Source organism: Leptospira vanthielii serovar Holland str. Waz Holland = ATCC 700522 (assembly GCF_000332455.1).
Taxonomy (GTDB): Bacteria; Spirochaetota; Leptospiria; order Leptospirales; family Leptospiraceae; genus Leptospira_A; species Leptospira_A vanthielii.
Map to the genome: position 1 here is coordinate 28,334 of NZ_AOGY02000011.1, position 12,565 is coordinate 40,898.

Here is a 12,565-nt window from a genome sequence, read left to right on the forward strand (position 1 = left end):
TTAATGGATCATGTGGTAAACTTCTTTCATTTCCTCACGTAAAAGTTTCATTTTGTTCGGCACATCTGGATGAGTAATGTCTTCTGGGTTCAGCAGATAGTTTTCGGGACCTAGTTCTTTAATCATCATTTTTGTTTGCCAAGTATTGTCTTGAGGCATATTGATGTCTGAAAGAAAAGTATAGTTTCTTTTTAGTTCTGGTTTTACAAAATCCAAAATGGAATTAAAATGGTGGTCGTTGTAAATTTTTCTGCCATCCGCTAAACGAGTGTATCCTCGGACTACATAATCAATATAAACAACATCACATTCAAAGGCTTCAAATAAATAATTGATGGAGTCCAAGGGAATGATCTCTCCACAAGTGGAAATATCAATGTCGACACGAAAGGAACAAATCCCATCCGGATCGGCGGCATCAGGATAAGTGTGGACTGTGATGTGCGATTTGTCTAGGTGCATACTCACTTGGGCCGAAGGGATGGGATTTCCGCCACCTTTGACATCACTCATAAGAACCATAGCAGAAGCACCTACAGGATCGTAGTCTTGTGCTGAGACAGAAAGAATATTGGCATCAATTCGTTTGACAACCTCTTTAGAAATTTCTGTAATTTTGCTAGCATTGTATTTGTCGTGGATATAACTTACGTATCTACCTTTTTGTTCGTCATCCAAAGTGATGCAAAAATCGTAGAGGTTAAAACTCAAAACTTTTGTCAGATTGTTGAAACCGGAAAGTTTGATTTTTTCTTTATCCATTGCTACCTGCTTGTATAAAGAACAGAAATTCGGCTTTTCGGTGAGAGGCAACTGAAATAACGAGAAAGTTTTAGAAAAGTCATGGAAAACAAAATGGAATGGTGGAAACAAACTTCAATTTATCAAATTTACCCTTGGTCCTTTCAGGATTCTAACGGGGACGGGATCGGCGATTTACAAGGGATTCTTGGGCGTTTGGACCAAATTCAAAATTTGGGTGTGGAAACCATTTGGTTCTCTCCCTTTTATAAAAGCCCGGGCGAAGACTTTGGATACGATATTTCTGACTATACCTCCATTGATCCCAGATTTGGAACCATGGATGACTGTGACAAACTCATAAGAGAAATCCACAAACGAAAGATGCGGATAGTTCTCGATATGGTGATGAACCATACTTCAGACAAACACCCATGGTTTTTGGAATCTAAATCCTCTAAAGAAAATCCCAAAAGAGATTTTTATATATGGAGAAAGGGAACCAAAAAAACTCCGAACAATTGGATTTCTATGGTGGGAACCTCAGGTTGGAATTATGACAAAACAACGGATGAATCCTACTATAGTAATTTTTTATCCTTCCAACCAGATTTGAACTATCGGAATCCTAAAGTCAAAAAAGCAATGTTTGGTGTTCTCGATTTTTGGCTCCGTAAGGGAGTGGATGGGTTTCGGCTCGATATCTTTAATTCGATTTATAAAGATGAGAGTTTTCGAGATAACCCATCTAGTTTGCGCTATTTCCCCACACCAGATAACCATGATGAGGCGTTCTTTCAAAAGAAACAATACAATTTGAATTTACCCGAGTCCTTTCAGTTTGCCAAAGAAGTCCGTAAACATATCTCCAAATACAAACAAAAACCATTTCTCATTGGTGAGGTGAGTGGATCGGACAAAGTTTTAAAATCCTTTTTAGGAGAAAAAGCAGACGGACTGAATCTTGTCTTTCAATTTGAACTGATCCACTTTGATTACCATGCTAAATTTTTCAAAGAGCTTTTGGAGAAAAATGAAAGAGTATTTCCAGCTCCTTATACTCCGACTTATGTTTTGGGAAACCATGACCAAAGGCGTTATATTGACAGGTTAGGTGGTGATATTCGTAAGGCAAAAGTACTTTCCGCATTTCAGTTTTTGGCAAGGGGGATTCCCGTTGTGTATTATGGGGAAGAAATTGCAAGGAAGGAAGGGCGGATCTCAAGTTTTATTGGAAAAGACCCCATTGCCAAAATGAATCGTTTGGTTCCTTTATTTTTATCCAATTTTCTTGGGATATATATCAACAGAGACAATTGTCGCCTGCCCATGTTATGGGAGATGAGTCCGAATGCTGGATTTTCAAAGGGAAGTCCTTGGTTGCCTGTTGGTAAATTTCAAGAGGAAGATACTGTTCTCCATCAAAAAACAAACAAAGATTCCCTCTGGAACCATTACAAAGCCTTATTCCATTTAAGAAAAGGATCCGTAGTTTTGAAAGAGGGTAGTGTAAGAACCAAATCTTCTACTCACCCCGACGTATTGTGTTTTGAACGAATCCTTGGTGATAAGGTTGTGATTGTGTATTTAAACTTTGGGGAGAAGGATAGTAAGGAGGTGATTCCTAAGGGATCTAAGATGTTGTATCAGTTTGGTGGGGCAAAAGAACTGGGAGGATTCCTCCAATTGGGATCCCATTCGGGGGCTGTTTTTGAAACAAAATTAAAGAAGTAAATACCCGTTAAGATTCAGTATTTTTAAGATCTTTTGGATCTGTGGGTTTACGTTGATAAGTAGTAGTGTCACTCCCTGTTTTTGGTAAGCCATTTTTTTGTATAAAAGAAGTCCAAGAACAGCGGAGGATACTTCTTCCACATTAGAAAAATCTAAGTAGAGAGAGGAGACTCCTTTTTGGAAGATATATGTCATGTCTTTCTCTAGGCCCGCGGCTGAGTATACGTCCAACCGATTCGACTCAATTCGATAACAATTTTCTTCTACTGATTTTGTGACCATATTGTCCCTCACAAAACAAAGAACGGTAAAAGGAAAAAATACATTAGGGCCTGTGGTTAAAAAAGATTAGAGATTTTTTATAAATATTCCTAAGATTTTCCTTTTGACCCTAAAGTTTCATTTATGGATGGATATGGGAATTTCTTCTTTTGGATCTAAATTGGAAGGAATGTGAAGATCTCCATTGATTCCATTTAATCGAAATTAGGTCCCAGATAAAATAAAAGATTACTCCCGAGTCGAGTTTGGATTGTCCCCAAGTCCGAAGGCCAAAGGTGTAACCAACTTCCGCAATTTTTTCTGTTCGAACGGAACCTAAAATTTCAAAAAGAATTTTATACCCTCTTGGATGAAGTTTTCCTTTTGTTTCTAGATATACCGACTTTCGAATTCCAAAAAAACCACTCATCGGGTCTGATATAGGAACAGGGAACAACCACGCAGAAATTTTTGTGGCAAACTGACTTGCTAACTTCCGTAAGATGGGAAAATTTCCATAACCACCATCTGGACTTCTTCTTGTTGCAACTACAATATCATTGTAGTTTAGTAAGCGAATGACTTCTGGAATTTTTGTATAGTCGTGTTGGAAATCAGCATCCACTACAACTAAATTGTCACCTTCGGCCTTTCCGTATCCAAAAGTGACTGCGGAACTTAAACCCCTTTCTGTTGTTCGGACAAAGGGTCTGATTCTTTTGTCATACTCTGCGAGGACTTTTGCGACTTCAAAGGTTCCATCAGGAGAATTGTCATCGACAATGACAATTTCAAAGTCCAAGGATTCTTTTTCTAAGATTTTCGAGATTGTTTCCGCACAGTTTTTGATGTTACCGGCTTCATTGTAGGTTGGGAGAATAATACTCGTTTTATGTTGCATGACTGGTCATTTAACTTTTTATTCTAAAAAAGTCCCTTTGTTTGATTTTTTATACATAACTCACCACTTTCGCAGGACAACGCGATTGCCTTGGAACATCCGGCAAACAATTGGTATTGTTTGGTGCAAAGAATTTCACAAGCAAATTGATACATTTTGGGATCTTGTAATTTCTTTTGGTCCTCCTTTAAACAGAGACTTGCTTTTCCGCAAAGGAGTTTGCATTCCGAGGATTGGTCTGATTTGGCTTTTAATCCAAACTTCGAAGAGTTGTCTTTGGAAAAATCCCAAAGCGAAACAAGTAGTAAAAGAAAAAGAAGGATTCCGTATTTTTTCATTTGTTTTCACCTCGTTTCCAAACGCTGACTTCTGATTGGAAGGAACGTTTGTCCATTTTCAATAGTGATCGTAAGATTTGATTTGAATCTAAATTTAAGTGTTGTTTCCATTGGAACCAAGAAGAATCTTTTACCCAATCTTCGGATAACGTAGTCTCTGCGAATGTCACCATGATATCTGCATTGGGGCAGGTGTCCCTATAGGTGAGTGGGAGAGCAAAACTTACTTTAGAATCCTTGATTCTGTTTTGTATGTCCATTGCCGTCCATGGGTTTTCGGTAATCACACAAATCTCTTTTGATTGTATCCCTGTGAGTTGTTTGGCGGTATCAGGATCTGCCATGGGTCGGATAAGAAAAAACATCGTGATGGGAACAAGAATGAGTTGTGGTAAAAAGATTCCGTAAAATCGGAACCTTTCGTTTTGTAAGGTCAGTAAGGCACCCACAGTGATGATGATTCCCAAAAGAGAGATAGCAAAGAGAGCAGGAAGCCTCAAAAGAATTGCTATGATGACAAAGAGAAAGTAAAATATAGGAATGGAATACTGATTGTATTTGGAAAGTATCAATGTTTCCCATGTTTCTTTTTTTAAGGCAGGTAATAAAAAGAGAAAAGCGATAAAGGGAGTTACATAGTAAGGATCCTTTCTGTTCGGCATTAAGTGGAAGATGGTAACGGATAATAAAAATACCATAACCACAATGGACCAAATTTGATTTTTTTGCTTCGACGGTTTTCGTATAGAAATCCAGGTTATGTGGATCAAAGGGATTGTAAATGGAATTGTGTAAAGGAGCCAACCTGCCCAAATTCTAAGTCCGGACTGGTTAGCTGCATAAAATTTCCCCATGTTTTCGGTGATAAAAAAGAATCGTAACAATTCTTTTCCTGAACTTGTAAATAAATATAAATAGGAGATCCAAAGGATAGGAACCAGGAACGACAAAGAAAACAAAAGAAGAGTTGGTTTTTCTACCTTAAGAGGTCTAAAAGAGACTTGAAAATGACCTTTCCTTACTCTTAGCATTTTGATATAGAGGTAACTGAATAAAAATAATAGAATATAGATATGTAGGATAGGACCTTTGAGTAAGTACCCAAACCCAACAAAAAAGCTACCCCACGCAACATAAGTTAGGTTATTTTCTTTTTTAGATCGGTAAAATAGATATACGTAAAGCAAGGTAAAAAAAACCATTGCTCCTTCCATCATGAGAAGCCCAAAGAACTTGAGAGAAAGAAATGAGAACGCAAAAGCCAGGGTTGCCAGTTTTGTTTCTTTTACCGATTGACTGATTGATTGGTAGAGTTTGTAGAACAAAGTCAAAGTTCCCAGACCAAATAAAAAGGAAACCAAACGTTCAGAAAAATAACTCACACCAAAAATTTTATCGAAAAACATTCCCATCCAAAAAAGAAGTGGGGGTTTGTAGGGATTAGGGAGGCCCGATAGAATAGGAAGGGTGTAACTTCCCGCATCTAAACTTTCTCGAATGGATCTAATGTGCATGATTTCGTCTCCCTGTGGGAAGGCCGCATCGGGAACACCGAGGGTCATTGCGAAAATTGCAGATAGAAATATAAGAACAGCAAAAAACATGATGACCCCTTTTATCCATAAACGAAGATACTGACTGGTCAGTCAACGTGTTTAAATCGAAAATGTGGTTTTGTTTTCGCGAGTAAATTGGGGAGAGATAGAGAAAAAACAGCTGATTCTCGAACAAATACTTGAATTTTGTCTAGAAATGGCATGAAAACGGGGTCTAATATTCATTGTATGAATCCTTTATTTGCTGAGAACTGCCAGATTTTGGAGCAAGGGATTTATCTTCTGGAATCTATTTCGAACGATAGGTATACACAAAAACAACAAAACATGGATGCCTCCATTGGAGGACATTTTCGGCATATCCTAGAACATTACGAATTGTTTTGGGAAGGTTTAAAATTAGGTCATATTGATTACGACAAGCGGAAACGAAATCCAGAACTCGAAACCAATCGATTGTTCGCACTGGAATCGATGTTGGGTTATGCATCTAAGTTTCAAGAGGAAACCTTTTATTTAGAATCTCTGACAATTTCTCAAAATTATAATCCAAAAAATCCAATTCCCATTGTAAAAAGTAATCTCGCTCGGGAGTTGATGTTTCTTGTCTCTCATACGGTTCATCACTATGCGATCATTTCCATATTAGTGAAGTTAGATGGTGGGGTTGTGCCAGAAGGATTTGGATTTTCTCCAGCTACTTTGTTTGCAAAAATTACAGAAAGTTAAATACCTTAAATTAGAAAATGTTACTTCTTTACCAATCAATCGGAAAATAGTCTTTTAAAAATTTTCCGATCCAGTGTTTCCCTGTGTTAACACCATCAAACAGGGGATCAACGACCCTTGCCGCACCGTCCACAATATCTAGGGGTGGTTGGAAATCATGAAGGTCCTGTTTTCTTTTGGCAAGTTCCACAGGGTCTTCGTCTGTAACCCAACCAGTATCCACTGCATTCATAAAGATTCCATCTTTCGCAAAGTCTTCTGCAGATGTATGGGTCATCATATTGAGGGCTGCTTTTGCCATATTTGTGTGGGGATGGCGGTCTTCTTTTTTGAATCTATGGAATTTCCCTTCCATGGCGGAAACATTGATGATGTGTTTTTTTCCTGTATTGTCTTTTCGCATAAGCCCAACAAGGCGGTTACATAATACAAAAGGTGCTACGGCATTTACCAATTGGACTTCTAACATTTCAGAGGTATTGATTTCTCCAAGCCTTAGTCGCCAACTATTTGTTTTGCGAAGATCAACTTGTTGTAAATCAGCATCTAGTTGGCCCTCGGGAAATACTGCTTCCAATTCATGGGAATTGTCGTGTGAGTAGGGAATTTGAGAGAGGGCAGCCGACGAGCGAATCCCCACTCCTGGTGTTTTATGATTCCAACTGACAGCTAGGGCAGTTGCAGCATCCTTCATTTCCGAATCTGACCGATAAGAATCTAACTCTTGTTTGCAGTGTTGGTAAAAACTAAGTAACTTTTGTGCCTCTGACGGTAACTCAAGGATCGTTAGTTTTTCTGTGTCTAGGAGGTGACTATAAAAACCTGGAGGGCGTCTTACCGTTTGGGCTGCATTATTGATTAGGATGTCTAATCTTTCTAGATGATTTTCTAAAAACTTACAAAAGATTTCCACACTGGGAGTATGCCTTAGGTCCAATCCAAAGATTTGTAAACGATCCTTCCATAAGTGAAAATCAGTTTCTTTGGCAAACCGAATCGCAGAATCATTGGGAAACCTTGTGGTTGCAATGACTCTAGAGCCAGCACGTAACAAAAGTAAGGTTGCTTGGTAACCAATTTTTAAACGAGAACCGGTAATGACTGCCACGGTCCCCCTGAGGTCTGTTGTTTGGAACCTTTTGGAGTAATTGAGTTCCGCACAGTTAGGACACATGGAATCATAAAAAAAATGGAGTTTTGTGAATGGTGTTTTACAGATATAACATGGTTTTGGGTTGGAAAGTTCTTCTGCTTTGTCCCAGGACCATCCTGCCGTATTCGAAATTTGTAATGGTGCTTTAAAAACAGCCGTTTCTCTTGCTCGCCTGATGCCAGTTAAGGCAGTCTTCTGTTTTTCTTGGATTTTGAGTGTTTGTTTTTTTTCAACACGGACAGTGCGGTTTCTTTTGCGAACCTCATTGCGATCTGGGCGAGAGATTTTGCCACAAAGGATCATTAGTTCCAAACGTTTTTCTTCGGAGATTGTTACAAGTTCCTTGGGAGAGTCCAAAAGAGTTTTTAAATCCTGTAACAAAGAATCAATGTCCATAGGACCAGAGTTTTTTTTAAGGAGGGGTAAGCAAGTATCTAATCAGAGAATGTAAATAGACTAATTATTTTTTAAGAGCAGAAATCAAATTGAATTCGACAAGGATACTCCAAGGTCTTTTGCTTTGTCCGATTCGCACTGGTTTTAGAATTCTTGCGGTATTTGATTTATCGATAAAGGTAAAACTTTCTCCTTTTTGGATGGCTCTCTTTGCCTCCTCTGTGAGTATCTCAGCCCTCGTACCTAAGAATTCAATTTCTGGGTGAGAAGCGAAATTTCCATTGTATGTTATAAGAGAAGTTTTACCGATTCCGAATAATTTTTTGGGAGATAGCTCTGATTGTAATTGTTCCAAAGAAAAGTCAGCACCAAGGATACCGGCAAATTTTGAATGCAAAAATAAATTGGTCATGAGGCTTGTCATTTTGACAGTTTTTCCTTCGATTGGATAATCATAAGGTTCCATCATAATATCTTCCCCTAAATCACGAGGAAGTGTATACCATTCATTTTCACCTGCCGTATCATAACCTAACAATGGTTCTATGGAAATTCTTCCAGAGTGTCTATGACAGTATGGAACAAACCTTCCGTTGGCATCATGTCCTTCTTTGGATACATATTCTGAATCCATAAGATCAATAACGTTTGGTTCGCAGCAGACGGCATAAGCAAGTTGTTGTTCGTTCTGAATTAAATATTCTTGTAATATCAGAAGTAAATGTTCTCGTTTCATTCCTATATTTGCATGAACCAAACTTTGGATTAAAAATTTCAAACCATATAAGGAAGTTGCCATGATATAAAATTTGGATTCGAGTTCTTTGGCAATATTACTTGTCCAGAGTTCTGCATAGTCTAAAATGGATTGTTTTTCCATTTCCATGACATCAGCATTTGCTGAGGAATTTTCTAAATTGATGCGAGCTAAAATTTCAGAGATTTTTTTTGTAGCTTCGGATGTTTGGAAGGATAATTTTGTCACTTCATTTGCTACAACCTCAAACCCACGACCGTGTTCACCTGCTCGTGCTGCTTCAATAGAAGCATTTAATGCAAGTAAGTTGGTCTGTTTAGCCACTTGTTGGATGGAAGCGGCAACCGAACCTATTTCTTTGGATCTTTCACCAAAGGAATCGATAAGATCTTTCAGTTTTCTCATCCCTAGGTTAGAATAATTATCTTCCATTTCTTATCCTGTATGTTCGTTTTAACTCTTCATTTATACTATCGGATTTATGATTCGTGTTATTGATATCCCGCTTGTTGTAATCGGAATAGTTTCTCGTATTTCCCTTTATTTAAGAGGAGTTCTTCATGGCTTCCCCATTCTGTTTTTTTGCCTTGTTCTAGAACCAAAATTTGATCTGCCATTCTTACGGTGGAAAACCTATGTGAAATTAGGATGACAGTTTTCCCTTGTGTATGTTCTCTAAAATGCTCAAATACTTTCATTTCTGCTTCTGCATCAATGGCAGAGGTTGGTTCATCCAAGATGAGGATATCGGCACTGGTACGCATAAAAGCACGAGCCAGTGCCACCTTTTGCCATTGCCCACCAGACAATTCCCTTCCATCTTGAAACCACTTTCCAAGCCTTGTGGAATAACCTTGTTCCAAACGTGTTACAAAGTCATGGGCCATTCCTAGTTTGGCTGCAGGAATCCACTCTGCTTCTGATTGGACTTTTTGAACATCACCCATCCCAATGTTCTCTCCCACTTTGAATTGGTATTGGACAAAGTTTTGGAAGATAACTCCAAACCTTCTGCGTAATGTTTCTTCATCCCAATCTTCCAAATTTATTCCATCCAAATATATTTTACCGGATGTGGGTGAATACAAACGAGTTAATAGTTTGATAAGAGTTGTTTTTCCTGATCCATTCTCCCCAACGATAGCAAGTTTTTCTTCCGGTTTTAATTCAAAACTAACGTTAGAAAGCGAAGGTTCTTTGGCACCTGGATATTGAAAGGAAACAGAATCAAAAACAATTCCTAGTCTTTGGTGGTTACCTTTTTGATTTCCATATTGTTTTAGAATTGTTAGATCTAGAAATTCCATTAGATTTTCAATGTACAAATGATCTTCATAAATTCCACCGAAAGCAGAAAGTGCATTAGAAAAAGTATTTTGTCCTTGTCTAAAGATGACAAGATACATTGTCATTTCCCCTAATGAAATTTTATGTAACAACGCCAAACATACAATCCAAATGTAGGAGCCGTAAAATGCAAATTGACTAAGTAATCCAAGGAGAAAACTAAAAATTCCTTTATAGATTGTTAGCTTTTTGTCTTCGACATAAATCCTATGAAAGTTGTTTTTGTATCTATTTAAAAATTCTTTTCCTAAGTTAAAGAGTAAAATTTCCTTTGCGTTGTCTTCTCTTGCCATTAGAGTTTCAAGATACACTTGTTCTCTTGTTTCTTTTGCTTTCCATCGAAACAATCGAAAACTATGATTAGAAAACTTTGTTTCTGCTATGAAAGAAGGAATGGCTGCAATGACTAAAATAATAGATGCCAGTGGAGAAAGTTTGATGAGAAGTCCAAAAAAACTGATGATGGTAATGGATGATTGAGCAATGGTAAAAAATCTTGTGACCATTGAGAGAGGTTTAGAAGAAGCTTCTGTTCTCGCTTGGGTCATTTTATCATAAGTTTCGGAATCTTCAAATTGAGTGAGTTCCAAACGAATCGCTTTCGATAGGATTCTTTCGTTTACCTCCTGCCCTAATCGAATCCTAAGCAAAGTATATGCAATATTGTATAACTTCTGTGATCCAAAATAGAGAATGGTTAGCACAGCTTCGACATACACCAATGAAACTGCATCTGATTGTAATAAATCCATCCACTGGTTGGATTTATTTTGGCTTTGAAGGATTGCATCAATGATTAATTTTCCAATCCAAACAAGTGTAGAGGGAAACAATCCATTGGCTATGGTCAGGATAGAAATGAGTGCGGTTAAACTAGGGGAGCTTTTGTAAGCCAAATCAAAGGCGATTCGTGAAGTTTTTAAAATCCTTAAAAAGGTATCAAACATACTAGTTAGATTGTTTTTGGTGGATGTTTTCGATACCTTTTTTTACTTCGATTCATAGTGGTCCTGTAGAATTCCTGATTGCCATATCCCTTTAGGATTGTGAAGATGATAACACAATATGTCAAAAGAACGGTTAGATAAAGTTCTCGGAAATTACGGACTGGGTTCGCGTTCGGATGTTAAAAAAGAAATCCACCAGGGACAGGTCAAAGTAAATGGGGCGGTGGTTAAGGATCCTAGTTTTAAAGTTTCTCTTACTGATACAGTTACTTACTATGAAGAGACTCTAGTTCGCAAAGAATTCTATTACTTTATGATGAACAAAGCTCCCGATTGTATCACAGCCACAGAAGACAGTCGGGAAAAAACAGTAATGGACTACTTAAGTGAAAGGCACGAGAATATGAATTTGTTTCCTGTGGGTCGGTTGGATAAAGAAACAGAAGGGTTGTTGTTATTTACAACCGATGGTCCGCTTGCTCATTATTATACATCCCCTAAACACTTTGTCGAAAAAGAATACTATGTAGAAATTTCTGCCCCAGTGACAAGTGAGGACATACTCGCTTTTGAAACTGGAATTGTATTGGATGATGGTTATAAAACTCTTCCCGCAAGATTAGCAATCCCAGATCCCAATCAACCAAACATTGTGACCGTATGGTTAAAGGAAGGCAAATACAGGCAAATACGCAGGATGTTTCAAAGTTTAGGTAAAGAAGTCACTTACCTAAAACGGATGAAGATGGGAAATTTAGAATTAGATCCTACGCTTACTATTGGCACTTACAGGGAGTTAACAGCGGATGAGGAAATTCTACTCAAACAAAAGGCACCAATCATTCAATAAACCTTTCGATTTTATCAAAGAAAGCCGCAGGTGCTCGCCTCGGCCTTGATGTAGAAAGTGAAACAAACAGCTGTTCGTCTTTCATGCTAACCAGTAAATTTCCCTTAAGATCTACAATGTCTTGTCTAAAGTAAAATCGAATTTTTTCAAAACTTTCAATCCAACTTAAGATTTTTACATGGGAACCTGGATCTGGTTGTTTATGAATGATAATTTCACCACCCATAAAAAAGGTAGTGGAGTCTGTTTCTTTGATTAAATTCAGATCTACGATTTCTTTAAAAAATAAAAAACGACCCTCTTCAAACACTTTCCAAATTGCATCCGAAGGCAAATTCCAAAAACAATTCATATCGCTAAACGGAATGTAATAATCATGTTCAACGGTGTTTTGCATTGTGGGTTTCGGGTGGATGGTAAATTCATATGGGATGATGACATTAATTTCTGGAATGGCAGCAATGATTATATTTTTTCCATCTTGAACCAATCGTGATGTTGTTTCTAATTCACAGGCTTTTTTTCCATCACCACCCAAAATCGTTTGTTTCCAAAAGAGAATTCCCTGATCCATCCGATATACTTGCGATTCCACAGTAATTTTTGCATTGACGAACTGTTGGCTTAAGAACCTCACATAAGTAGACCCAGGAATATAACTAATATTTGTGCTTAACATTTGTTCTATGGGATAGCCGAATTCTTTTAGAACTTCGCATCTTGCATCGTAAGCAAACCGTTCATACGTTCTACTCGTGACATGACGGTTCCAGTCCAAATCAAAGTGGTGTGTGGTTAAGGTTTTACGAAAAATTTGGCTCATTCCACCTTTCTTTTGATTCCAAACGAATGGTA

The 12,565-nt window shown here is 37.8% G+C and carries 12 protein-coding genes and 1 pseudogene; 3 read left to right on the forward strand and 10 right to left on the reverse strand.

From position 1 onward, the window contains the following. Positions 1–762, reverse strand: coding sequence for an adenosylmethionine decarboxylase (speD, locus tag LEP1GSC199_RS01610; protein ID WP_002976351.1), 762 nt, complete (start codon positions 760–762; stop codon positions 1–3). Positions 763–855: 93 nt separating this feature from the next. On the opposite strand from speD, the gene LEP1GSC199_RS01615 reads away from it, so the two are divergent. Next, positions 856–2,475 (forward strand): alpha-glucosidase, encoded by a 1,620-nt coding sequence (locus LEP1GSC199_RS01615; RefSeq protein WP_039925761.1) that lies wholly within the window; start codon positions 856–858, stop codon positions 2,473–2,475. Here the strand turns inward: LEP1GSC199_RS01615 and LEP1GSC199_RS01620 are convergent. The 4 genes from LEP1GSC199_RS01620 to LEP1GSC199_RS01635 all read right to left on the reverse strand — a co-directional run bounded on the left by LEP1GSC199_RS01620 (position 2,464) and on the right by LEP1GSC199_RS01635 (position 5,579). Next, positions 2,464–2,757 (reverse strand): STAS domain-containing protein, encoded by a 294-nt coding sequence (locus LEP1GSC199_RS01620; protein ID WP_039925756.1) that lies wholly within the window; start codon positions 2,755–2,757, stop codon positions 2,464–2,466. The genes LEP1GSC199_RS01615 and LEP1GSC199_RS01620 overlap by 12 nt on opposite strands. Positions 2,758–2,878: 121 nt before the next feature. After that, positions 2,879–3,637 carry a polyprenol monophosphomannose synthase gene (locus tag LEP1GSC199_RS01625; RefSeq protein ID WP_002976383.1) on the reverse strand — a complete coding sequence of 253 codons (759 nt, stop codon included), beginning with the start codon at positions 3,635–3,637 and terminating at the stop codon, positions 2,879–2,881. 23 nt (positions 3,638–3,660) lie between these two features. Beyond that, positions 3,661–3,975: a hypothetical protein gene (locus LEP1GSC199_RS01630; protein ID WP_002976390.1), complete on the reverse strand. Its 315-nt coding sequence runs from the start codon at positions 3,973–3,975 to the stop codon at positions 3,661–3,663. Then, complete coding sequence (locus LEP1GSC199_RS01635; protein ID WP_039925757.1) at positions 3,972–5,579, reverse strand: ArnT family glycosyltransferase; 1,608 nt, start codon at positions 5,577–5,579, stop codon at positions 3,972–3,974. Before LEP1GSC199_RS01635 ends, LEP1GSC199_RS01630 begins: the two co-directional genes overlap by 4 nt. Positions 5,580–5,759: 180 nt before the next feature. Between LEP1GSC199_RS01635 and LEP1GSC199_RS01640 the strand changes: the two genes are divergently transcribed. Then, complete coding sequence (locus tag LEP1GSC199_RS01640; protein WP_002976430.1) at positions 5,760–6,260, forward strand: DinB family protein; 501 nt, start codon at positions 5,760–5,762, stop codon at positions 6,258–6,260. 28 nt (positions 6,261–6,288) lie between these two features. On the opposite strand, the gene LEP1GSC199_RS01645 is transcribed toward LEP1GSC199_RS01640, so the two are convergent. The 4 genes and pseudogenes from LEP1GSC199_RS01645 to LEP1GSC199_RS01655 form a co-directional block, all read right to left on the reverse strand. After that, entirely contained in the window at positions 6,289–7,809 is a 1,521-nt protein-coding gene (locus tag LEP1GSC199_RS01645) for an SDR family oxidoreductase (protein WP_002976421.1), read from the reverse strand. Positions 7,810–7,873: 64 nt separating this feature from the next. Next, positions 7,874–8,695 (reverse strand): PDC sensor domain-containing protein, encoded by an 822-nt coding sequence (locus LEP1GSC199_RS01650; RefSeq protein ID WP_462975733.1) that lies wholly within the window; start codon positions 8,693–8,695, stop codon positions 7,874–7,876. 42 nt (positions 8,696–8,737) lie between these two features. After that, positions 8,738–8,998 (reverse strand): annotated as a pseudogene (locus LEP1GSC199_RS22360) (methyl-accepting chemotaxis protein); the annotation flags it as partial. A gap of 59 nt (positions 8,999–9,057) precedes the next feature. Then, entirely contained in the window at positions 9,058–10,860 is a 1,803-nt protein-coding gene (locus LEP1GSC199_RS01655) for an ABC transporter ATP-binding protein (protein ID WP_002976370.1), read from the reverse strand. Positions 10,861–10,978: 118 nt separating this feature from the next. Here LEP1GSC199_RS01655 and LEP1GSC199_RS01660 point away from each other — a divergent pair, with 118 nt between their 5' ends. Continuing rightward, positions 10,979–11,710: a pseudouridine synthase gene (locus tag LEP1GSC199_RS01660; protein WP_002976317.1), complete on the forward strand. Its 732-nt coding sequence runs from the start codon at positions 10,979–10,981 to the stop codon at positions 11,708–11,710. Here the strand turns inward: LEP1GSC199_RS01660 and LEP1GSC199_RS01665 are convergent. Next, positions 11,700–12,533, reverse strand: a complete 834-nt coding sequence (locus tag LEP1GSC199_RS01665) for an acyl-CoA thioesterase (protein WP_039925758.1) — start codon at positions 12,531–12,533, stop codon at positions 11,700–11,702. The two genes, LEP1GSC199_RS01660 and LEP1GSC199_RS01665, sit on opposite strands and share 11 nt — an antisense overlap. Positions 12,534–12,565: the final 32 nt, after the last annotated feature.

What these genes read in the sequence shown, in the direction of transcription:
- speD (WP_002976351.1), bottom strand. Translation starts at nt 762, where the DNA reads ATGGATAAAGAAAAAATCAAACTTTCCGGTTTCAACAATCTGACAAAA.
- LEP1GSC199_RS01615 (WP_039925761.1), top strand. Translation starts at nt 856, where the DNA reads ATGGAATGGTGGAAACAAACTTCAATTTATCAAATTTACCCTTGGTCC.
- LEP1GSC199_RS01620 (WP_039925756.1), bottom strand. Translation starts at nt 2,757, where the DNA reads ATGGTCACAAAATCAGTAGAAGAAAATTGTTATCGAATTGAGTCGAAT.
- LEP1GSC199_RS01625 (WP_002976383.1), bottom strand. Translation starts at nt 3,637, where the DNA reads ATGCAACATAAAACGAGTATTATTCTCCCAACCTACAATGAAGCCGGT.
- LEP1GSC199_RS01630 (WP_002976390.1), bottom strand. Translation starts at nt 3,975, where the DNA reads ATGAAAAAATACGGAATCCTTCTTTTTCTTTTACTACTTGTTTCGCTT.
- LEP1GSC199_RS01635 (WP_039925757.1), bottom strand. Translation starts at nt 5,579, where the DNA reads ATGTTTTTTGCTGTTCTTATATTTCTATCTGCAATTTTCGCAATGACC.
- LEP1GSC199_RS01640 (WP_002976430.1), top strand. Translation starts at nt 5,760, where the DNA reads ATGAATCCTTTATTTGCTGAGAACTGCCAGATTTTGGAGCAAGGGATT.
- LEP1GSC199_RS01645 (WP_002976421.1), bottom strand. Translation starts at nt 7,809, where the DNA reads ATGGACATTGATTCTTTGTTACAGGATTTAAAAACTCTTTTGGACTCT.
- LEP1GSC199_RS01650 (WP_462975733.1), bottom strand. Translation starts at nt 8,695, where the DNA reads ATGGAAATGGAAAAACAATCCATTTTAGACTATGCAGAACTCTGGACA.
- LEP1GSC199_RS01655 (WP_002976370.1), bottom strand. Translation starts at nt 10,860, where the DNA reads ATGTTTGATACCTTTTTAAGGATTTTAAAAACTTCACGAATCGCCTTT.
- LEP1GSC199_RS01660 (WP_002976317.1), top strand. Translation starts at nt 10,979, where the DNA reads ATGTCAAAAGAACGGTTAGATAAAGTTCTCGGAAATTACGGACTGGGT.
- LEP1GSC199_RS01665 (WP_039925758.1), bottom strand. Translation starts at nt 12,533, where the DNA reads ATGAGCCAAATTTTTCGTAAAACCTTAACCACACACCACTTTGATTTG.